The 20,076-nt window shown below is 58.3% G+C and carries 21 protein-coding genes and 1 pseudogene; 5 read left to right on the top strand and 17 right to left on the bottom strand.

Going from position 1 to position 20,076, the window contains the following annotated elements:
* Positions 1 to 51 precede the first annotated feature (51 nt).
* From P3T25_RS39280 to P3T25_RS39305, 6 genes are all read right to left on the bottom strand, one after another.
* Positions 52 to 582 (bottom strand): DinB family protein, encoded by a 531-nt coding sequence (locus tag P3T25_RS39280; RefSeq protein WP_429362542.1) that lies wholly within the window; start codon positions 580 to 582, stop codon positions 52 to 54.
* A gap of 153 nt (positions 583 to 735) precedes the next feature.
* Positions 736 to 1,056, bottom strand: coding sequence for a quaternary ammonium compound efflux SMR transporter SugE (gene sugE / locus P3T25_RS39285; protein ID WP_429362544.1), 321 nt, complete (start codon positions 1,054 to 1,056; stop codon positions 736 to 738).
* Between the two features lie 139 nt (positions 1,057 to 1,195).
* Positions 1,196 to 2,422, bottom strand: coding sequence for a trans-sulfuration enzyme family protein (locus P3T25_RS39290; protein ID WP_429362546.1), 1,227 nt, complete (start codon positions 2,420 to 2,422; stop codon positions 1,196 to 1,198).
* 549 nt (positions 2,423 to 2,971) lie between these two features.
* On the bottom strand, positions 2,972 to 4,387 hold the full coding sequence (locus P3T25_RS39295; protein ID WP_429362548.1) for an aldehyde dehydrogenase family protein: 1,416 nt from the start codon (positions 4,385 to 4,387) through the stop codon (positions 2,972 to 2,974).
* Complete coding sequence (locus P3T25_RS39300; protein WP_429362550.1) at positions 4,384 to 5,532, bottom strand: homoserine dehydrogenase; 1,149 nt, start codon at positions 5,530 to 5,532, stop codon at positions 4,384 to 4,386. Before P3T25_RS39300 ends, P3T25_RS39295 begins: the two co-directional genes overlap by 4 nt.
* 15 nt (positions 5,533 to 5,547) lie before the next feature.
* Positions 5,548 to 6,033, bottom strand: coding sequence for an Lrp/AsnC family transcriptional regulator (locus P3T25_RS39305; RefSeq protein ID WP_429362552.1), 486 nt, complete (start codon positions 6,031 to 6,033; stop codon positions 5,548 to 5,550).
* Positions 6,034 to 6,645: 612 nt separating this feature from the next.
* Between P3T25_RS39305 and P3T25_RS39310 the strand changes: the two are divergent.
* A pseudogene (locus P3T25_RS39310) lies at positions 6,646 to 7,324 on the top strand (FMN-binding negative transcriptional regulator).
* Between the two features lie 72 nt (positions 7,325 to 7,396).
* Complete coding sequence (locus tag P3T25_RS39315) at positions 7,397 to 7,717, top strand: antibiotic biosynthesis monooxygenase family protein (RefSeq protein ID WP_429362554.1); 321 nt, start codon at positions 7,397 to 7,399, stop codon at positions 7,715 to 7,717.
* Between the two features lie 287 nt (positions 7,718 to 8,004).
* On the opposite strand, the gene P3T25_RS39320 is transcribed toward P3T25_RS39315, so the two are convergent.
* The 6 genes from P3T25_RS39320 to P3T25_RS39345 form a co-directional block, all read right to left on the bottom strand.
* A complete protein-coding gene (locus tag P3T25_RS39320) occupies positions 8,005 to 8,772 on the bottom strand; it encodes an ABC transporter ATP-binding protein (protein WP_429362556.1) in 768 nt (255 codons plus the stop codon).
* A gap of 21 nt (positions 8,773 to 8,793) precedes the next feature.
* The gene (locus P3T25_RS39325) at positions 8,794 to 9,507 is read right to left on the bottom strand and encodes an ABC transporter permease (RefSeq protein WP_429362558.1); all 714 of its coding nucleotides are present in this window, start codon (positions 9,505 to 9,507) and stop codon (positions 8,794 to 8,796) included.
* Positions 9,504 to 10,193: an ABC transporter permease gene (locus P3T25_RS39330; protein WP_429362560.1), complete on the bottom strand. Its 690-nt coding sequence runs from the start codon at positions 10,191 to 10,193 to the stop codon at positions 9,504 to 9,506. Before P3T25_RS39330 ends, P3T25_RS39325 begins: the two co-directional genes overlap by 4 nt.
* Positions 10,194 to 10,255: 62 nt before the next feature.
* Positions 10,256 to 11,038 carry an ABC transporter substrate-binding protein gene (locus P3T25_RS39335; protein ID WP_429362562.1) on the bottom strand — a complete coding sequence of 261 codons (783 nt, stop codon included), beginning with the start codon at positions 11,036 to 11,038 and terminating at the stop codon, positions 10,256 to 10,258.
* A gap of 515 nt (positions 11,039 to 11,553) precedes the next feature.
* Positions 11,554 to 12,303 carry a B3/B4 domain-containing protein gene (locus tag P3T25_RS39340; protein ID WP_429362564.1) on the bottom strand — a complete coding sequence of 250 codons (750 nt, stop codon included), beginning with the start codon at positions 12,301 to 12,303 and terminating at the stop codon, positions 11,554 to 11,556.
* 89 nt (positions 12,304 to 12,392) lie between these two features.
* Positions 12,393 to 12,992: a helix-turn-helix domain-containing protein gene (locus tag P3T25_RS39345; protein WP_429362566.1), complete on the bottom strand. Its 600-nt coding sequence runs from the start codon at positions 12,990 to 12,992 to the stop codon at positions 12,393 to 12,395.
* A gap of 526 nt (positions 12,993 to 13,518) precedes the next feature.
* Between P3T25_RS39345 and P3T25_RS39350 the strand changes: the two genes are divergently transcribed.
* From P3T25_RS39350 to dapA, 3 genes are all read left to right on the top strand, one after another.
* Positions 13,519 to 14,226, top strand: coding sequence for a hypothetical protein (locus P3T25_RS39350; RefSeq protein WP_429362568.1), 708 nt, complete (start codon positions 13,519 to 13,521; stop codon positions 14,224 to 14,226).
* Positions 14,216 to 14,383 carry an EamA family transporter gene (locus tag P3T25_RS39355; RefSeq protein WP_429362570.1) on the top strand — a complete coding sequence of 56 codons (168 nt, stop codon included), beginning with the start codon at positions 14,216 to 14,218 and terminating at the stop codon, positions 14,381 to 14,383. Before P3T25_RS39350 ends, P3T25_RS39355 begins: the two co-directional genes overlap by 11 nt.
* Before the next feature lie 674 nt (positions 14,384 to 15,057).
* Positions 15,058 to 15,963 (top strand): 4-hydroxy-tetrahydrodipicolinate synthase, encoded by a 906-nt coding sequence (gene dapA, locus P3T25_RS39360; protein WP_429362572.1) that lies wholly within the window; start codon positions 15,058 to 15,060, stop codon positions 15,961 to 15,963.
* Between the two features lie 531 nt (positions 15,964 to 16,494).
* Here the strand turns inward: dapA and P3T25_RS39365 are convergent.
* From P3T25_RS39365 to P3T25_RS39385, 5 genes are all read right to left on the bottom strand, one after another.
* Positions 16,495 to 16,737 (bottom strand): hypothetical protein, encoded by a 243-nt coding sequence (locus tag P3T25_RS39365; protein WP_429362574.1) that lies wholly within the window; start codon positions 16,735 to 16,737, stop codon positions 16,495 to 16,497.
* A gap of 303 nt (positions 16,738 to 17,040) precedes the next feature.
* Positions 17,041 to 17,343, bottom strand: a complete 303-nt coding sequence (locus P3T25_RS39370) for a hypothetical protein (protein ID WP_429362576.1) — start codon at positions 17,341 to 17,343, stop codon at positions 17,041 to 17,043.
* Positions 17,344 to 17,431: 88 nt separating this feature from the next.
* Positions 17,432 to 18,127, bottom strand: a complete 696-nt coding sequence (locus tag P3T25_RS39375) for a GntR family transcriptional regulator (protein WP_429362578.1) — start codon at positions 18,125 to 18,127, stop codon at positions 17,432 to 17,434.
* A 17-nt stretch (positions 18,128 to 18,144) separates the two neighbouring features.
* Positions 18,145 to 19,236 carry an ABC transporter ATP-binding protein gene (locus P3T25_RS39380; RefSeq protein WP_429362580.1) on the bottom strand — a complete coding sequence of 364 codons (1,092 nt, stop codon included), beginning with the start codon at positions 19,234 to 19,236 and terminating at the stop codon, positions 18,145 to 18,147.
* Between the two features lie 16 nt (positions 19,237 to 19,252).
* The gene (locus P3T25_RS39385; protein WP_429362582.1) at positions 19,253 to 20,047 is read right to left on the bottom strand and encodes an ABC transporter permease; all 795 of its coding nucleotides are present in this window, start codon (positions 20,045 to 20,047) and stop codon (positions 19,253 to 19,255) included.
* Positions 20,048 to 20,076 lie beyond the last annotated feature (29 nt).

The raw sequence follows: 20,076 nt of genomic DNA on the forward strand, positions 1-20,076 counted from the left end.
TATGGTGGCAGTCGCCAGTTGGCATCGAGTCAGACGAAGAGGCCCGTCGCCTCACGTGCCCTGCCGCCGACGTACGGGTTCGCTTCTGTGGAGATAAACAGCGTACGTGTCCCACGGCAACGCGATATCCTGCCCGGATCTCGTAGACGCCTGAATCATAAGCCGCCCTACTTCGCCTCGGTGATAACCGCCATGGGTGACAACGTGAGTCAGCATCTCCTCACGTGTCATATACCCGTTATCGCCGTCCGTAAACACAAACGGAACGGATTGATCCAGTAGTGCCGGCGCGACTGTCTTTATATAGTCGAGATACCAGCGGTCAACGATCGCCAGTTCTGTACGCAATTCCCCCAGCTCCGGAGTCCCGGCGGTATTGGCTGAAGAAAAGCCATGATCGCCCCCAGCAAGATGGGCGGCAAAGATCCTGTTCACCACGAGACAATGGTTCATCAGTCGAAGGGCAAGGGAGCGCTCCTCGGCATGACGCCCGGCATCAAGTCCCTTCATCGCTTCCAGAACTTCTCCGTTCGCCCACGCCTGATAGCGCAGCATCCTGAATAGCAGTTCGCTTACACCCATGGTGACTGGTTCCTCCTTTCTGAAGATGTGCCTGTACTCCTGTGGCCTGCTAATGACAGTCAATGCCCATCAATGCGTGCGATCAAGGTGTTCTCGGGCGCCTTGATCACGCCCCACCACAGCCTTAACGGTCGCTATGTGGCAACGAACGTGTTACGCACCCGAAGTCAGCTTGAGTCCGACAATTCCGAGTACGATCAACGTAGCACTCGCCACCCGCGCAAGACTCGCTGCCTCGCCCATCATGAAGATGCCAAGCACGAACGCGCCCACCGCACCGATGCCAGTCCACACCGCATACGCAGTGCCAAGTGGCAATTGACGCATGACTAAAGCAAGGAGCCAGAAGCTGCCAAGCGCAGCCGCGATAGTGAACACGGAGGGCCAGAAATGCGTGAACCCTTCGGAAAGTTTAAGACCTGTGGCCCAGGCTACTTCGAGCAGGCCAGCGATAACGAGAAGAAACCAATGCAAAGAGAGTGCTCCGTTCAAAACGAGGTGTCCCCAAATCCGGGATCAGGCACAGGGGCGCCAGTTACAGTGAGACGTCAGGGATTCGCCCCGCCTTTACGCCGACACAACAAATGGCGGGGCACCATGACAAGCAGCGCGACTACGAAGCAAACGTCGCATCCAGCGCGGCCGCAATGTCTGCCACAAGATCATCCGGGTCCTCCAGCCCGACAGACAGACGCAGATGGCCGTATTTCTGGAACTCCCTGGGATAATTTTCTGCCCCGCCTCGTCCATCCGCGCCGACATGGACAATGAGCGTCTCATCGTGTCCGAGGGACACGGCAGAGGTAATCACACGAAGATTCGACACGAAGCGGTTCTGGATGTCCGGCCCGCCTTCGACAGCGAACGCCATCATGGCGCCAAAGTTCGAACCACCAAACTGGCGTACCGCGACCTCGTGCTGCGGATGTGACGGCAGCCCCGGGAACAGGACATAGGCAATGCGCGGATCGGCATCCAGGTAGGCAGCGACCTTCTTTGCCGACGCCAGCTGGCGTTCAAAACGCAATGGCAACGTGACGGAGCCCCGCATGATCAGCCAGGCGTTAAATGGGGAGATCGTAGCGCCAAGGTCAACCAGCGCGTTGTGCTTCAGTTCGCGAACCAGTTCCGATCGTCCGATCACCGCGCCGCCCATTGCATCGCCGTGACCGTTAATGTACTTGGTAAGCGAGTGGACGACGAAGTCGGCCCCATGCTCAACTGCGCGGTACATCGGCGCCGGCGTAAATGTGGCATCAACTGACAGCATCGCCCCGCCGCGGTGCGCTATCTCCGCCACAGCGGCAATGTCCGCGACCTTCGTTGTCGGGTTGGCGATGGTCTCGGTATGGACGAGTTTTGTATTCGCGCGCATTGCCGCCTGTACGGCGGCGAGATCGCCCATGTCGACAAATGTCGCCTCGATCCCATACCGCTCAGGGAGCAGTTCCGCAAACAACCGCCATACCGCCTCGTATGTCACATCGCCGAGCACGACATGATCGCCACTCTTGAGAAAGGTGAAAAAGATAGCGTGCAGTGCCGCAACACCGGTCGCAAAAACTGCCGCTTCTTCGCCATGCTCCATCGCTGCGAGCTTTTTCTCAAGACAAACCTGATTGTGCCCGGCGTTTCGCGTGTAGGTCAGGCCATCCGGACTCGACCAGTCCATCGTCGATGGATCCTCCGGCAGAAGATACGAATTGGCCATCACAATCGGCGTACGAACCGCGCCAGTCGTCGCATCTGCGACATTGCCACCATGAACTGCCTGGGTCGCAAACGAGAGGGTCGACAGATCCCCCTTGTCCGGGCGTTGCTGCTTGTTGCTGGTCGACATGTTCCACCTGTTACACAATGAATGGGAAAGGATTTCCCGGGTTGGTCATTTGATGCCAATGCGTGCGCACCACACGCACGATGCGTTCCGGCAGTCCTGCTGCCCCGCCATTCGCCCCTTGCAATGGCCTTGATTCGTATGGGCACCAGGTACCCGCCGAAGACCTGGACGGCTGCGCCGTACGCGGGGACCGACGCGATTGAAACGTCCCGGCTGGACGTCGACGACAAACCATCCACTGTTACCGTCGTCGTCGCGAGAGATGCGTCTGCTCCCATAAGCAACCCGCTCCGGATTGCGCGACAGTTTGCACGCAGTCGCCGCGGGTTCATTGTTTCCCGGCAGCCCTGGCGTCGCTCCCAGGAGGACTGTTTGAACCCACCGGATGACCGATTTCAGCGCGCGAACGAGGAACACATGTATGCGAAGTCACAGACGCAGTCCCTCCGCCATGTCTGCGGATCTGAACGGAGCTACCAGCCGCGTACCCGCGCAAGCAAAACGATTCACTGTAGAACGCGGGCCCTGTGCAAGGCCCGCGGCCCCGAATCAACCCCCTGTCCTGCGAATACAGACCACCTTCGGTTGCGTCATGTCTTCATACGCAAACCGGACACCTTCGCGCCCAAGGCTTCCGTACTTGAAACCGCCGAACGGCATCGCGTCAAAACGATAGTCTGACGAATCGTTGATCATGACGCCCCCGGCTTCGAGCGTGTCAGCCGCCTTCAACGCAATTTCCAGATCCTTTGTGAAGATGCCTGCGTGCAGGCTGTATTCAGGACGATTCGCCAATTCCAGCGCTTCTTCAATGGTGTTGATTTTCTGAAGAACAACCACCGGGCTGAAAATCTCCTGAGTCCAGAGATCGCATTGGAAACTCACATCTTCGAGAATCGTCGGGCTGTACACCGAGTCGTCACGCACGTTGCCGCACAGCAATTTCGCGCCCTGACGAATCGCATCGTTGACAACGCCCTCGGTGCGCCGTGCAGCCTGAGCCGTGATCATCGGACCGACGTCAGTGTCCGGCAATGCCGGGTTACCCAGTTTCAGGCCTCGGGTAAGCGCAACGAAGCGCTCCTTGAATGCATCGTAGATTCGTGCGTGAATCAGAATGCGTTGTGTACCGATGCAGTTCTGACCGGCGGCCCAGTATGCGCCGGATACACACGATTCAACTGCATCCTCGAGGTCGCAGTCGTCCATCACGATCACCGGGGCATTGCCGCCGAGATCCATTGCGAGCTTCTTCAAACCAGCACAGCGTGCGATCTTCTCACCCGTCACAAATCCACCGGTGAACGAAATCATCCGGACGTCTCTTGCGGACACAAGAGCTTCGCCGAGTGCGGCCCCACCGGTTGCAATCGAAACGACACCGTCCGGCAGACCCGCGATATTCAGGTAATCCACCAGCTTGATCGCAGACAACGGCGCCAACTCGGACGGTTTGAGCACGATCGAGTTGCCGCCAGCAATGGCCGGTCCGAGTTTGTGGGCGACGAGATTAAGTGGGTCGTTATACGGCGTGATTGCCACAATCACGCCAAGGGGCTCGCGAGTGAACCACCCTTGACGGTTCTCCGATCCCGTGTACGAATCAAACGGCACCACTTCACCGCTGTTATGACGCGCTTCGTCGGCCGACAGTTTAAGTGTATTGACGCAGCGAAGGACCTCTTTCTGCGCCTGCTTCAGAGTCTTACCGGCCTCCGCCACGATGAGACCGGCGAACGCCTCCCTGTCGCGTTCAACCAGAACTGCACAGGTCTCCAGAATGCGAGCACGCTCGTGACGCGGCAGCCTTCGAGACACCCGTGCACTATCCCGGGCGATCTTGATCAGCGAATCTGCGCTGTCTGCAGGCATGTTCACCACGGACCCAACCTGACTACCATCAAATGGGTTATTGACCGCGATGACGTTGTGCAACGCTGAGACGGGAAACGTAACGTTGTTCATGCCTGTTTCCCCTGTGCAGATTTCGCTTTGTGGATGCCGATGATGTCCGCGAGCGTCGCATACGCGGTCTCCACTCGTCCAGCCCCCGGACCTCGAACAGTCACATCTCCCAACAGCCCTGTCGTGAACGTCACCGCATTGATGGCGTCACCGACTCCAGCCAACGAATTCTCCAGTGGCAGCAATTTCGGCTCCACGCTCGCTCGCACGGTACCGTCAGCCATCCTGGATGCGCTGCCGATCAGCTTCCACCGCGCATTCGCCGCTGCGGCGTCCTGAATGCTCTGCAGCGTCAGGCCACTGATGCCTTTGCAGGGTACATCTGCAGGCTTGAGTTTTGCACCAAGCAGTTCATTGGCCAGAATCACAACCTTCAGGCGAACGTCGTGCCCCTCAATATCGGCAGTCGGGTCTGCCTCTGCAAAGCCCAGACGTTGCGCCTTCTCAACTGCTTCCGCGAAACTCAGGCCAGATTCCATATTCGTCAGCACAAAATTCGAAGTCCCATTGAGAATCCCTTCGAATCCCTTCAATTCCGACCCAGCGAGCAACTCCTTTGCGAGGCGAATAACTGGCGTCCCACTCATGACAGCGCCTTCGTACTCGAAATACACACCTTTGGCCGCAGCTTCACGCTTCAATGCCTCGGCGTGAAATGCCACGGGTCCCTTGTTGGTGGTGACCACGCTGATACCCTTGCTGAGCGCAAGGCGACAATATGAAGAGGCGGGCTCACCATTGACTGCGTTGGTGAACGTTGCTTCGGCCACAATGTCTGCCCCGGAAGCCTCAATGACTTCTTCAGTCGCCGCCTCTGCGTTACCGCCGGGCAGCTTCCCCAATGCCCCTTTCTCCGTAGAGAGTTCGCGCAGCGCCTGCAAGTCAAGACCATCCGGGCAAACAACGGAACCCAGATGCAAGTCACTGACACCAACGATCTTCAACTGGAACCCCAGCTCGCGTTTCCACTTGGCGTTGTTATCCGCCGCAAGCTGCGCAAGCGCCCGGTTCACGCCCCCAAACCCGATCAATGCAACCTTGTACACGCTCATTTCAGTACCTTCGTCCTGGTGGAAAGATGACGAAAATGTTATCGAACGTGACTGCCATTCCCAATATGGCAGCTTGACCAAAATAGCGAGCAAATTGCTCGCGAACGTTCACATTGCCTCGTCCGCACGCGAGCATGGCCAGGATGCTTGTGGAGCATCCTTCGCGCGGGTTAGAACAAAGGACGTGACGGTGTTAAGAACCTCGGGAAGAGCAGATATTTCGTCCCATAATTTGTGAATCCGGTCAACACTCGCTGCCTCGACATGCAGGACAATATCGATGTCGCCACTCATGACGTCGCAAGTGACCACCTCTCGCACGGATCGCACATACCTCAGCACATCGCCTCCGCGCATACGGTCCTTGCGGTAAACGAACATCAACGCCCGAATAGGCTCTGACTCCGGCGTTGCTGCCCCTTTCCTTATCGTGTATCCACGAATGAAGCCATCCCGCTCCAGCCTCTCGATTCGCAAACGCACGGCATTGCGCGACAGGTTGACTGTGATAGCAATATCGTTATGAGACAGCCGGGCATTTTCGGCTAGCTGTGCGAGGATCCTGTCATCTACCTTGTCGAGAACACGCTTCATTGACCCTCCCCCCCAACAACCCGAAACCACTTGATGCTTACCAACGCAGCACCCTCGACGTTCGCTCGTTGAGCAGCTGCCGCGTGCGCGTCGTGACCCAAGCGCAGGCCACCATGCGACACATCGACAGTTCAATATACAATCCATTATAGAACAATATATTGAACTATGCTAGCATCATGGCAATCGTGGTCGACGCCGCAGATCCAGCTGCCCACCACCCACATCCGGGCGTCGCGTCCGACGGGGTGGTGGCGGGCACCGACCATTCAGCGTGCCCCCTGCAAAGACCTGCCTATCGTTGTTAGCTGATTTCATTCACCGATAACTGCAGAAGGGTATTGTGCGACCACCATTTCTCACGCCCCTCTGCCGCAAGAAACACGTCAAACCGACCCGACCGGAGCAATCGTCAGGGCGCAAGATGCTCACTGTGCGGTCCGGCATGCTGGTCGAGCATAGGGCAGCGATTCGGGTCGCAACTACTATGAATCTGGTCCGATGAAAATGTTTGACACTGGCTCTTTGGTACAAACCAGTTTTTCCCCAGAATACGATCGAACGGAATACGAATCAGCGATCGTCGATACCTGTCCACCTGGTAACGTCAACATGTACATATCAGCCCATTTCCAACGAATCTTGCCCCGAAATTCGGCATGCACAAATCTCGGAGCATCCGTCTCCTTTTGGCATGCTGAATACACAACGGAAGCACGGGTTGGACGCCTGCCACCTTCCCTTTGGACTGAAGACGGGAGAAGGGGGTTGAGTATGTCGCACGCACATGTCGCGCGGGCCACCCCCGGTATGGCAAGAAGTCACGAACAGCGACGAGGTTTCTGTCATCGTTCGTACGGGAGAAGCCTGTATTGCCCCGAGCTGGTATCCCGGCAGGTACGAATTCCACAAGCATGCCAACCCGGAACGACATGGTCGTCCACGCGTGCGGACGCATCACCATTCGCGATGACAAGCGATACGAATGCGAACTGGTCGGTCGGCTGACCCGGGCGCACGAGGCATCGCAACCCAAGCCGCGGAAGATGGCGGACGCACCGAGGGCTACATGGAACTTTGCCCAAGCCGATCGTCTGCTTGCAGATTGACCTCGCCCGGCTCGCCGGTAAAAGTAGCAAGGAAGATTTGTGGTGCAGGCCAGGCGCCGAGAGCGCGCGAGAATTTCCAGATTGGTGACGCAATGCCAGCTCATCCCGCGAAGAAGCCGGAACAGGATGAGCCGTTCCCTGTCTGTGAGTTCGCCACCTGCTCGTTCGGCCCTTTCTGTTGACAATACGCCGGTTATCTCGACTGGTCTCACGACTCTCCAGGTTCTAAATTCTTTCACTCCCCAGGAAGCAAAATGTTTTCTTCTACTTTCATTTTCAAGGCCGGACAGTATGACGATGAATTCCATCGTCTGGATCAGCAAATTGCCGAAGTCGCGCGGACTACCCCCGGGTATCTTGGCGAGGAAACCTGGGAAAATCCCGGCGCCGGGTTGATTCAGAACATTTACTACTGGGAATCGGAAGAGGCGTTGCTGCAATTGATCAAGCATCCAGCGCACCTCGAAGCAAAGTCGAAACAGGCACGGTGGCTGGACGGCTATCGGGTCGTCATTGCACAAGTCCTCCGTGAATATGGAGACGGCGGCCTGACAATGCAGAACCCGCCGGCATGACTGAAGGGGTACCCCCAATCGTGCCAGGAGTCGAAAGGAATACAGGCGTGGCAAATTCCTATGTTCTGGGGGCAAAACCACGCTTCTCGCTAGCGCCACTGGCTTGCCTCCCTCCATGAGCGCGCCAGGGAGGTGACATTTCCGCCACCTCCTTCGGGCATGAACAGGAGTCCTGAAATCCAGGAAAAAGCAGCATTGTTCTCGAACGCCCCTGGCATGCCATGCACGAAAGTACAAGTCTCCTGCACTTTCATGCCCGTATCAGCCAGGGACTGCAAGACTTAATATCATTTCAGACGGCCAGACAGAAATTGCCCCAAGCGTTCACTCTTCGGGTTGACAAGAATCTCCTGCGGATGCCCTTCCTCTTCAATCTTCCCCTGATGCAGGAAGATCACATGATTCGACACGTTCCGTGCGAATCCCATTTCGTGCGTGACGACAACCATAGTCCGACCTTCCTCGGCTAGCGCCTGCATGACCTTCAACACTTCGCCGACGAGCTCGGGATCGAGCGCCGACGTCGGCTCGTCGAACAGCATCACCTCCGGCTCCATCGCGAGTGCCCGTGCGATCGCAACCCGCTGCTGCTGTCCACCCGACAGATGCGTTGGATACATCCCTTCGACCCGTGCCGGTAAACCGACCTTCTCGAGGTACTTGCGAGCACGCGCCACGGCCTCGTCCTTGCTGACCCCGAGCACGGCCATCGGCGCTTCGATCACATTCTCGAGCACCGTCATGTGTGCCCAGAGGTTGAAGTGCTGGAAGACCATCGCGAGCTTCGTGCGCATCCGCTGCAGCTGCTTCTGGTCAGCGACGCGCAATGCACTGCGCTTGTCGTGCGTCGTCTGGATCGGCTCGCTGCCGATCGTGATCTGCCCCGAGCACGGCTGCTCGAGGAAGTTGATGCAACGGAGAAACGTGCTCTTGCCCGAGCCGCTCGACCCGATGATACTGATGACGTCCCCTGCCTTTGCCTTCATGGAGACGCCCTTCAATACCTCGTTGTCACCGAATTTCTTGTGAAGATCCTCAACGATAAGCTTGTACATACGTAGTTCCTTCCAGATTCACTATTTGCCGCGGGGCGCGAGGTACGCAAGCCAGCGTACTTCCAGCTTACGGAACGCCCAGATGAACATGAATACAATTGCTGCATACAGCACCGCTGCAAGGCCGTAGGCCTGGAACGACATGTAAGTTGCGGAATTCACATCGCGCGTGACCTTGAGGATGTCCGGTACGGTCGCCGTGAACGCGAGCGTCGTCGCATGCAGCATCAGGATCACTTCGTTGCTGTAGCTCGGCAACGAGCGGCGCAGCGCGGACGGCAGGATGATTCGCGTATAGAGCTTGAAGCGCGACATCCCGTACGCGACGCCGGCTTCGATTTCGCCTGACGCCGTCGACTTGATCGCCCCGGCGAAGATCTCAGTGGCGTATGCGCATTCGTTGAGCACGAACGCTAGCAGCGTGCAGTTCATCGCATTGCGGAAGAACGCGTCGAGCATCGCGTGGTCGTGCACGACCTGCAGGCTGTAGATACCCGTGTAACACATCAGCAGCTGCACGTAGAGCGGCGTGCCGCGGAACACGTATGTATAGAGCCACACCGGCCCCGATACCCAGCGCTTGGACGACACTCGCGCAATCGCGAGCGGCACCGCGAGCAGAAAGCCAAGCACAACCGATATAACAAGCAGCCACAACGTGATCGCGAGCCCACTAAATCTGAAGCCATCGGTGTATAGATAGTTCTGCCAGTACTGACCGAAGAGACCAATCACAATGCAAGCCTCCGGACACCGACCGAGTAACGCTTTTCGAGGTGGTGCAGAACGACATTCGACACTGTCGTGATTGCGAGATAGATTGCGCCTGCCACAAGCGTGAAGAAAAAGAAGTCCAACGTGGTCTTACCAGCATCCTGTGAGGCTTTCACAACGTCGGCAAGCCCGATGATCGACACGAGGGCAGTCGCCTTCACGAGCACCTGCCAGTTGTTGCCAATGCCTGGCAGCGCGAAGCGCATCATCTGCGGGAACAGGATGCGACGAAATACGCGCCAGCCGCTCATCCCGTACGCGAAGCCGGCTTCAAGCTGGCCGCGGGGCACCGCGAGGAACGCGCCACGGAACGTTTCCGTAAAGTACGCGCCATAGATAAAACCGAGCGTCACGACTCCAGCCACGAATGGGTCGATGTCAATCTGGTCCCAGCCGACCAAGTCGGTCGCGTTGTTCAGCAGAATCTGCATCCCGTAGAACAGCAATAGCATTAGCACGAGGTCGGGTACTGCACGAATCAGCGTCGTGTAGAAGGTGCCGAGTGCTGCACACACACGGTTTGACGACAATTTTGCGCCAGCGCCAGCCAAACCCAGCACAAACGACGCCGCGAGCGACAGTACCGCAAGCTTCACGGTCTCGACTGTGCCGGCCCACAGCAGCGGACCAAATCCTTGGAAAAGCATGTCAGAGTATCCAGAAAGACAGGCGGCGCGATACGATACGAGCCGTGCGCGCCGCAGAAAGGTCAGTTACCGTAGATATCGAATGCGAAATACTTCTTCTCGATTTTCTTGAATGTGCCGTCCTTCAGCATGTCGGCAATCGTCTGATCCAGCTTCGCCTTCAGGTCGCCGTCCTCCTTGCGCAGCCCTATACCCGAGCCTTCTCCGAGTGTCTTCGGATCGCTGATGTCGCCGCCAGCGTACTGGTATCCTGCACCACGTGGCGTGCTAAGGAAACCGATATCAGCCTGCACTGCGTCCTGCAGCGTAGCGTCGAGACGACCCGAGAGCAGGTCGGCATAGACCTGGTCCTGGTTCTGGTACGCCACCACATTCACGCCTGCTGGTGCCCAGTAAGTTTTTGCGTAGGTTTCCTGGATCGTACCCTGCTCAACGCCCACTGACTTGCCCTTCAGCGAGTCGGTCGTCGGCAGAATCTTTGAACCCCTTTTTTCGACGAGGCGCGTCGGCGTGCTGTACAACTTCGCCGAGAACGCAATCTGCTCGGCTCGTTGCGGCGTAATCGACATCGAAGAAAGCACTCCGTCAAATTTTTTCGCTTTCAGCGCAGGAATCAGCCCGTCAAAATCATTCTCGACCCACACGCATTTCGCCTTCAGGCGCGCGCAGATTTCGTTTCCGAGATCGATGTCAAAACCAACGACCTTGCCATCAGGGCTCTTCGATTCAAATGGTGCGTAGCTTGCATCCACACCAAAGCGAATCGTTGACCAGTCTTTGGCACAGGCGCCGGATGCAACCACCGCAAGCGTGACACATATAGCGAGCTTCTTTAGCTTCTTCATCACTGTCTCCAGAATAATTTTACTTTTTTAAAGCACGTCACCATAAAGGCGAACGACTACACAAACAACTTCGCCGATTTCATAAAATTCACACTACCTTCGCACACCTAATCAATCTATTAAAGATATGCTCACGTGACTACACGATAAAACTAGGCCTCGTGACAATTCAAATACATTTCAGTTGAGGCCACGCCCCATGGCAAAATGGCCGGAACCGTTTAGCCTGGAGAGAGCGCTTACCCCCAGCCAGCAAACAGAACGACCTCCCTAACCTCTTCCAAAGATGGCAAAGCCTGCCTCCGGGTGCCTTCCGCCCGCCTTCGTCTCGTGTTGATATACAACGCGATATTACTGTCGCTGCCCGTCAACCTCGATCCAGATGCGGGGGAATTAGCCTGAACGCCGACAACCGGAGCAATGGCGCGAGGGACGAAATATGGACGAAACCCTGCAAGTATCGTGCGCCCCGTCCATCCGGTTCGCCCGGTCGTCATGCCCCGTCTTTTCGACTATTAAACCGGAGGATTGCCGACCTTTATGAGCCGATAGCCAACATGGCGCGCTTGGGCATGCACTCGAAGGATATCGATGAGTTCGTTGACGATCTGGCCAATCTCTTTGCCACCGGTCGACGGAGCCGCAGCATCAATAATGAAGTAGGCGTTCTGTGTTGACTCCGTCAGTCTCGTGCGTCTCCCCTGACGCCAGTTCCAGCGTCGGCAAGTGACGCCGACGTCATCCGTCCAGACAACCTCCCCTTCAGGAACGGTGACCGCCTCGGATGTCGAATCGTCCGCGATATCGAAGCTCTCACGACCAGTTGCCAGCCGAAATTCGAGCCGACCTTGAAGCGTATCGAGATCCTCACCGCCGATAGGCACAAGGTGGCGCAAGCTTAATGCGTTATAGAAGTCGACCAGACAGTTGATGCCAGGGACCGAAGACTCTGGTCGAAGTGCTCGTCGAGCGAGCGACTCTACCGAACACGGGTACTTGCGTGGTTTTGCGTTGAAGCGCTTATAGATGTCGTGCCAGCAAGCAATTTTGGGGTGGTCGCGCAACTCGTTTGCATCGACAGTCTCGCGTAAGGCCGCGGCAGCGTCGGCGAGAGCACTTGTGCTCGCACTACTCGATGGACCGTTACTCAGCCCAAGTGCTACGACGACGGCAACAGTCGCCTCCGGGAACGCATCTTCAATCGCGTCCGAGACGCGGAATTGTTCTAACGCTATTGCGACAGGATCTTCGGTTTCAACAGACACAGCACACTCCCAAGTACACACTGAGAACGACTATAGCCCGAAAAAAACGAAAGTACAATATATTTGCCTGTAAGTTCATTTTAATGACATCAGCCGAACACCCCGGCACCCGCTCGCACGGCTGTCCGAGGCTCGACGACCACCATCATGAAAACGACCTCGTGGTCGTGGTCGTTTGCGTACCGGTGCGGCACGTCTGCAGAGAACACCAATGCCTCCTGCGAAACCACTGTTTCGCATACCGGTCCGGCTGTAACCGTGAGTGCTCCAGAGTTGACGAACAGAAGCTCCTTCGTGCCCGAAGGATGCGCGATTCCATCATAGGATTCGTGCGGACTCAGACGCCATTCCCAGAATTCAAGTACGGACGGGTCGTCAAAGCCAGTGATAAGCCGCCCACGGCCACCCGCCACTCCACGCCAGAGTTCCGATGCCTCGGACAGCCTGGTTTTGTAAGCCGCTGGGCGAGAGTCGGCCTCTATTAACTTCGAGATGGGAACGACGAGCGCATTCGCGAGCCTGCATAGCGTCGCGACACTCGGGTTGGTCTTACCTTGCTCAATCTGGACAACCATTCCGCGGCTAACACCCGACGCCAGCGCCAGTTGGTCCAGCGTCAGTCCGCGCGACTTACGTTGCGCGACCAGATTTCTTCCGACGGTTGTGTTGATGGCGTCGACATCATTCATGTGAGAATCGGTCCTTGTTGTGAGATCAATATAATGTATCACGCGCGCAAATTACTGTTGGTCCTCCTGCGCCGGTCTGGCATGCATGGTGACCCAACAGCATCCATGGCCCCCTAGGTCATCCGCAGACCGCGCGTTGCATGTGCCTACTGCTTTCCGGCACGCCAAGCCCGGGTCTAACCGCTCTCGGCCTATGTGCACAGTCCACTGATCGCAAGCAGGCCACGTAGACGTGCCTCCAGACCTCCACTGACGTCAACATATTCAGCATACTTATTGCCAAAGACACTCCATCTCGGACGAGATACCTACGGGCTCATCGCTCGCGCCCCATGTCCCGAGCCCTCTCTCTTTAGCGATGACGATCGGACTCATGCCTCGACCACGCATCCGTCAGCGTATTTAATTTGAGAACTTTTATTTGCCGACAGTTCAATATATTGTACTATAGGCTCAATACGATCACTTGTTCAGTTGCGCCCCACGCCGGCCGCTTCGTACTCCTTCATTACACTCCTGACAAAAAATGGGTTCGATTCTCGCGCTTATCTCATCAGTTTGTTACGGGTCAGCCGACTTCCTGAGTGGCTATTCGGCACGCCGGGTATCGATTGGATATGTGATGCTCTTCAATCAGGTTCCTGCGCTGGCAATCACGGGCCTGCTTGCGTTACTGGTTCACGGACACATGACAGGTGTGGCCGATTGGTGGTGGAGCGCAGCAGCTGGTCTGAGCATTGCGATATCTCTGCCGGCTCTATGTATGGCACTTGGCATCGGCCCCATGGCGGTTGTCGCACCCGTGACAGCGCTGATTGTCATCGTTCTGCCGGCTCTATTTGGCGTGCTTGTTACGCACGAAAGGGCGCCCCTTCACGCCTACCTCGTTTTTTTGCTTGGAGCCGTGGCCGTCGTCATTGTCAGAGGAGCCGAGCATGGCACAGGCAATATCGAAGACAAGGGCCGTCTGGGCAAGGGCTTGCTTCTTGCCGTGGTTGCAGGAAGCGGTATCGCAGCGACGTACATATGCCTGAAGCAGGTATCCGGGCAGACGGGATTGTTACTGTTGATCATCGCGCGGTCGGTGTCCCTCGCCGTCCTGACGATCATCGCCCTTATTAGTCATCGCGAACGCTGGAAACGCAACCTGACCTTCGCGCGCCGTCTTTATCACTGTCGCCGGATGCCTGGATGCATCGGGTACGATCCTTTACAAGTCCGCCTTGATCTATAGTGGACAACTGTCAATCGTGGCAACGTTGGTCTCGCTCTACCCTCTCACCACTGTGGTACTGGCCACGACCACATTGCGTGAGCAACTCACCTGGCAGCGCGTTTTAGGCGTCCTGCTGGCTTTGTCAGGCATCGGCCTGTTGGTCAGCGGCTCGTAAAACCCTCGCGCGGATCAGATACCTCCGTAACGTGGATAACGAGGCTTGCCACCGTTGCTGTGGGCAAACACTTTTTCACGCTGCATAAGCTTCGACCCAAGATACCTAACAACATGACGCCGCCGATGTATTCCGCCCGCGTCGGTGTCCCCAAAGGCGGGGATCGCGCCGATACCATCGATAGATACAGCAAGCACCGGTATAGCCGGCCAACCATTGCGTTGAGCGGAGGTGCGACGCCATGTTCCAGGCTGCCCGCAGCAACGTTCGCCGGCCCACGGCAGCCCGTATCGCCTTACAAAAGACGTAGAGGCCCCCTCCAGCCTCCGGTCGGTGTACTACGTCGCGTCGCGCCGGTACATAACGCCAGAAAGGAGAACGCGCTACGAGGAGAGGAACCGTGTGGCGCACTGAAGGCGCGCGGCATCAATGTGCATCTTGCAGCAGGCGGCGCTAATGTCTGGAGATCGCTGAACAAAAATGCGAAACAAGTCGCGCTTGACCTTGCGAGAACGGGATGGCTTGTTCCCTTTGACGGGAGGGACCGGACTCAAGCAATTCGCGTCGCTATCTCCCTGTTGCAGGACGGTCAGGCACAGCGATTTGCGTCCGATCTGGCATCCAGAATTTCACACTGAAAGCGCAACCCATCAACATTTTATGAGAGTAGAAGTATGGCAAAGGAAAATCAGGTACCGCATTGGCTTCACGGCAGCATCCCTGCAATCGTCACACCGATGCATGAGGACGGCAGTCTCGATCTGCAGGCGTTTCGAAGGCTGATCGACTGGCATGTGGAAGCTGGCTCGAACGGTCTCGTTGTCGTAGGCACGAGTGGAGAATCGGCCACCTTGTCGGTGGAGGAACACATCCTGATGGTGAAGACGGCGGTCGAGCACGCGGCCAAGCGATTCCCGATCGTCGCCGGCGCGGGCGCCAACTCCACCACCGAAGCCATCGAATTGTCGGAGCTGGCAAAAAAAGTCGGAGCTGATGCGACGCTTCAGGTCGTGCCGTACTACAACAAGCCGACACAGGAAGGCATGTACCGGCATTTCCGCGCGATCGCCGAAGCCGTCAATCTGCCCATGATTCTCTACAACGTCCCAGGCCGTACTGTCGCCGACATGAGCAACGAGACGATCCTGCGTCTCGCTGAGGTGCCAGGCATCATCGGCGTGAAGGACGCGACGGGGAATATCGACCGCGCAGCTCATCTCATCAAGCATGCGCCCGCACAATTCGCAATCTATAGCGGCGACGACCCGACAGCGGTCGCGCTGATGCTGCTCGGCGGCCATGGCAACATCTCCGTCACGGCCAACGTCGCACCCCGAGAGATGAGCCAGCTCTGCCGCGCCGCGCTCGAAGGCGACGCCATCACAGCGCGACGTATCCACCTTCGCCTGCTGTCGTTGCACAAGCAACTCTTCTGCGAAGCCAATCCGATTCCGGTCAAATGGGCGCTGCAGGCGCTCGGACGCATTAAAGCCGGCATCCGGTTGCCCCTCACTCCGCTCGACGAGCAGTATCGCGATGTCGTGCGCTCTGCACTACAGGATGCCGGTCTGCTAGTGTGAGAAACACGCCTTCCCGTAGGGCGGATTGGTCTGAGGCGGGGGCGTACCCCCGCGTCAACCAATTTGCAAGGCGTGGTTACACGCAGTCTGCGTGGCCCATTGATCGCGTTGAAAGGGGGCAGTCCCCTCTAACGCACGCCGCCCGGAATCCCCGGTTCGGCGCGTTCCCGCTGCACTCACGTTACAGATTCGGCGGCTCCGGCTGCCTCCATCGAGGCGACCCCATTCTCCGTACGCGCTCTTGGCCAGCGCGTCTGCGTCGAAGATCTGCTCTGAAACGACAATAAGGCGTCATTGCCCCGATTTGTTTCGCTATCCGAACATTAACTAATTTTTCACCGCCCGATCGAGTTGTGTGCTCGCGTTCAGTCTCTTCGAGATCCGCCACCACAAGGTCACATGATGAGCCGCGTGCAGGTGGCACGCGCATCAAGATTTCCCCGCCGCCAGGAACCCGACGCACTGCAAGCGCGGCCAACGATCAGACGGGATCGGCTCTCACTGCTTCCTTTCCGAGGGTTCGTCGACGGCTCAGATACGGCCGGCGCGCTCCAACGTCGCATGCAGCAGCGCATCCGCGCCACGGCCAACGTCGTCAGGCAAGATGCCCTCCGCTTCGTTGCGACTGATCCCGTCCACGCAGGGAATGAAGATCATTGCAGCGGGACAATATTTCGCGAGGTGAATGGCGTCGTGGCCTGCGCCGCTCACGATGTACTGACTCGCATAACCCGGTTCGCACCGCGCGTTGCACGGCGTAAACGCAGCCGGCATCGAAAACCGCGAACGGGCTGGCCCAGTGGTCCGCGATCTCGACGGTCAGTCCGCGCCGACTGGCAATGGCTGCAAAGCGGGCAAGCACGAAGTCGTGCTTGCCCGCCCGCTCCGCGTCGCTTGGATTGCGTAGATCCACAGTGAAGTGCAACTCTCCGGGAATCGTGTTGCGCGAGGTGTTCGGGATATGGCCCTCGCCTATCGTCGCGGGACCTTGCGGTGCGAACTCGCCTGCGATCGCCTCCAGTTTCGCGACCAACTCGGCGGCGGCAAACAGGGCATCCTAGCGATATGGCATCGGCGTCATGCCAGCGTGCGCGGCACGTCCCACGACACGCACGTCGAGCCGGCGGAACGCCTGACCGCCGGTGACCACGCCCATCGACACGCTGCTCGATGTGCGTTTCGAAATACGTATCGAAGATCGTCCCGGGCACTGCGCGTGCCCGCGTAGCCGCTTTCCCGCAGCGCGTCGGCGACCGTCACGCCTACCGCGTCGCGCCAGGCAAGCACCGCGGGCGTGAAGCGCGCGCCTTCCTCGTTGGCCCACACGACGATCTCGATCGGCTTGCCAGTTTCAATGTCCGTATCATCGAGTGTGCGCACCACCTCCAGCGCGGCGAGCACACCGCATACGGCATTGAAGCGGCCGCCCTCGAGCTGTGTTTCGAGAGCGCTGCCGCTCAGTTGTCAATCAAGCAGACGGTTCTCCAAACGTCTGTCGTAGCAATTCCGCCGCAATATCCGCGACTCGGGCCACGTGAGCTGTGGCTGCATCTCGCGCGCGGTGCGCGTCGCGCGCACGGATCGCATCGAGAATGCGGTTCATCTCCTGCACAGCCTGCCGGCCGCGGTCGTCGGAGGCGATCGTCATCGCGCGCAAACGGTTGATCCGTGCATTGAGCGTCTGCACGATTTCCCACGACACTTTTTTTCCGCCGCCATGGAACATAACCTCGTAAAACATGGCCGTTAGCTCCAGCACCGTCTCATGCGCGTGCGCTTCGAACGCCTGCTGGATTCGGGTGATGCACTCGGCCAGCAGCACAATCACCGTTTCATCCGCATGCTGCGCGCAAGCCATCGCCGCATCGCCTTCAAGCAGCGCGCGGATCTCGTAGATTTCGGCGGCCGTCCCGGCATCCAGTCTCGCGACGATCGGCCCCTGATTCGGGATCGAATCGACCAGTCCTTCCGTCTCCAGATGCCGTAGAACTTCGCGCACGACGGTGCGGCTCACACCCAGTTCTTCACACAGCGAACGCTCGACCAGCCGCTCGCCCGGACGAAAGTGAGCCTCCAGAATCGCCGTGCGCATTTTCTCGAGCGCGAGTTCACGCAACGTCGTGGTGCGGCGTTCGACTTTCAGCGAAGGCAGAGTGTCACTCATGGTGTGCATTGTCGTGCTCACGCCTGCGCGAACAGCCGCACATCGCGCGTGTCCCAATCGACCAGCGCCTGCGTGCCGATCGACAACCCGCTGTCATGGCGATGTCCGGCCGGCATGCGAATCGAAATCTCCTGCTGCCATGGCGTCGCGACGGCGTAATGCATCGCGTCGCCGAGATACGTGATATCGCGCACGGTGACAGGCAGACCCGTTGCACCACTTGCGTCGCGCTGCGCCTGAATACGCATTTGCTCCGGGCGGATCATCAGCGTGCCTTCGTCGCCTGCGGTGAGCACCGGGTTGAAGCTGCCCGAACTCACCGTATGACCATTCGGGAACACGCCGTTCATCCGGCCGTCGTTGTTCGACGTCACACGCACCGGCAGGAAATTCGAATTGCCGATAAAGCTCGCGACGAAACGCGAGGCGGGATTCCCATACAGTTCCTCGCCGGTACCGACCTGCTCGATGCGCCCCTTGTTGAACACGGCGATGCGATCCGACAGCCGCAACGCCTCTTCCTGATCGTGCGTCACATAGAGAATCGTGACGCCCGTCTCCTGATGAATGCGGCGCAGTTCGAGCTGGATTTCCTCGCGCAGTTTTTTGTCCAGCGCGGAGAGCGGTTCGTCCATCAGCAGCACGGGCGGATCATAGGCGAGCGCGCGGGCAATCGCGACGCGCTGCTGCTGCCCGCCCGACAATTGCGCGGGCATCCGGTCGCGGCACTCGGACAGATGCACGAGCTTCAGCATCTGTTCGACCTTGGCCTTCACTTCCGCGTCGGGACGGCGGCGCACGCGCAACGGAAAGGCGATGTTCTCGCCCACCGTCAGATGCGGAAACAGCGTATAGCGCTGAAACACCATGCCGATATGGCGCTTGTTCGGCGCGACGGAGAGCAGCGGCTTGCCGTCGAGCAGCACGCGCCCTTCGCTCGGCTCCTGGAAGCCCGCAACGATATAGAGCGTGGTGCTCTTGCCCGAACCCGACGGTCCGAGAAAGGTCATGAACTCGCCCTTGCGCACATCGAGCGATACATGGTCGATGGCGACGACGTCGTCGTAGGTCTTGCGCAGGCGCTGGATTTGCAGGAATGCGGCAGTCATGGCTGATTCACCTCGGTTATCGTGCGCGGCGCAGAATCGCGCCCGCCAACATCAATACGGTCGTCAATCCGACGAGCAGCGAAGAAGCCGCCGCCACGACGGGCGTCAGGTCCTGCCGCAGAGTTGCCCAGATCCGCACGGGCAGCGTCTGCAAGGTCGGACTCGACATGAAGATCGACACCACTACTTCGTCCCACGACGCGAGGAATGAGAAGATCGCGGCGGCGAACAGACCGAGCCGGATCGCGGGCAACGTGACGCGCAGCTTCACTTCCAGCGGCGACGCGCCGCAGATCAGCGCCGCGTCTTCGAGCGCCGTGTCGAAGCTCGACAGCGAGTTGCTGATCGAGATGATCGAGAATGGCAGCGCGATGATCAGGTGGCCGATCACGAAACCCGTCATCGTGCCGTTCAGTCCGATGCGCAGAAAGAACGCGTACAGCGCGACGGCCAGCACGACGACTGGCAACACCATCGGCGTGAGGAAGAACGCCTGCACGGCATTGCGTCCGCGAAACTTGCCGCGCACGAGCGCAAGCGACGCGAGAAAGCCGATCAGCACGGATAGCGCCGTGACGATCACCGCGAGCTTCGCGCTCGTCAGCAGCGAGTCGATCCAGCCGGCGTCGGTGAAAAGCTGGCGATACCACTCCAGCGTCCAGCCCGGCGGCGGAAAGATCAGCCATTGCGAATCGCCGAACGACAGCGCGACGATGAACGCGATCGGCAGCAGGAGAAACAGTGCAACGGCGGCGCCAACGGCCAGCAACATATAGCGCAGCGCGCCCAGACGATCGAAATCGAGCAACATGTCAGTCCTCCCGCCGGGCCGCCCCAAGG

The sequence above is a fragment of the Paraburkholderia sp. GAS32 genome (assembly GCF_050434225.1).
Taxonomy (GTDB): Bacteria; Pseudomonadota; Gammaproteobacteria; order Burkholderiales; family Burkholderiaceae; genus Paraburkholderia; species Paraburkholderia madseniana.

Bases quoted from the DNA above. Each gene is read 5' to 3' on its own strand.
- dapA (WP_429362572.1), top strand. From the start codon at position 15,058: ATGGCAAAGGAAAATCAGGTACCGCATTGGCTTCACGGCAGCATCCCT.
- P3T25_RS39330 (WP_429362560.1), bottom strand. From the start codon at position 10,193: ATGCTTTTCCAAGGATTTGGTCCGCTGCTGTGGGCCGGCACAGTCGAG.
- P3T25_RS39305 (WP_429362552.1), bottom strand. From the start codon at position 6,033: ATGAAGCGTGTTCTCGACAAGGTAGATGACAGGATCCTCGCACAGCTA.
- P3T25_RS39350 (WP_429362568.1), top strand. From the start codon at position 13,519: ATGGGTTCGATTCTCGCGCTTATCTCATCAGTTTGTTACGGGTCAGCC.
- P3T25_RS39375 (WP_429362578.1), bottom strand. From the start codon at position 18,127: ATGAGTGACACTCTGCCTTCGCTGAAAGTCGAACGCCGCACCACGACG.
- P3T25_RS39320 (WP_429362556.1), bottom strand. From the start codon at position 8,772: ATGTACAAGCTTATCGTTGAGGATCTTCACAAGAAATTCGGTGACAAC.
- P3T25_RS39385 (WP_429362582.1), bottom strand. From the start codon at position 20,047: ATGTTGCTCGATTTCGATCGTCTGGGCGCGCTGCGCTATATGTTGCTG.
- P3T25_RS39345 (WP_429362566.1), bottom strand. From the start codon at position 12,992: ATGAATGATGTCGACGCCATCAACACAACCGTCGGAAGAAATCTGGTC.
- P3T25_RS39380 (WP_429362580.1), bottom strand. From the start codon at position 19,236: ATGACTGCCGCATTCCTGCAAATCCAGCGCCTGCGCAAGACCTACGAC.
- P3T25_RS39365 (WP_429362574.1), bottom strand. From the start codon at position 16,737: ATGCCGGCTGCGTTTACGCCGTGCAACGCGCGGTGCGAACCGGGTTAT.
- P3T25_RS39335 (WP_429362562.1), bottom strand. From the start codon at position 11,038: ATGAAGAAGCTAAAGAAGCTCGCTATATGTGTCACGCTTGCGGTGGTT.
- P3T25_RS39280 (WP_429362542.1), bottom strand. From the start codon at position 582: ATGGGTGTAAGCGAACTGCTATTCAGGATGCTGCGCTATCAGGCGTGG.
- P3T25_RS39295 (WP_429362548.1), bottom strand. From the start codon at position 4,387: ATGAACAACGTTACGTTTCCCGTCTCAGCGTTGCACAACGTCATCGCG.
- P3T25_RS39290 (WP_429362546.1), bottom strand. From the start codon at position 2,422: ATGTCGACCAGCAACAAGCAGCAACGCCCGGACAAGGGGGATCTGTCG.
- P3T25_RS39315 (WP_429362554.1), top strand. From the start codon at position 7,397: ATGTTTTCTTCTACTTTCATTTTCAAGGCCGGACAGTATGACGATGAA.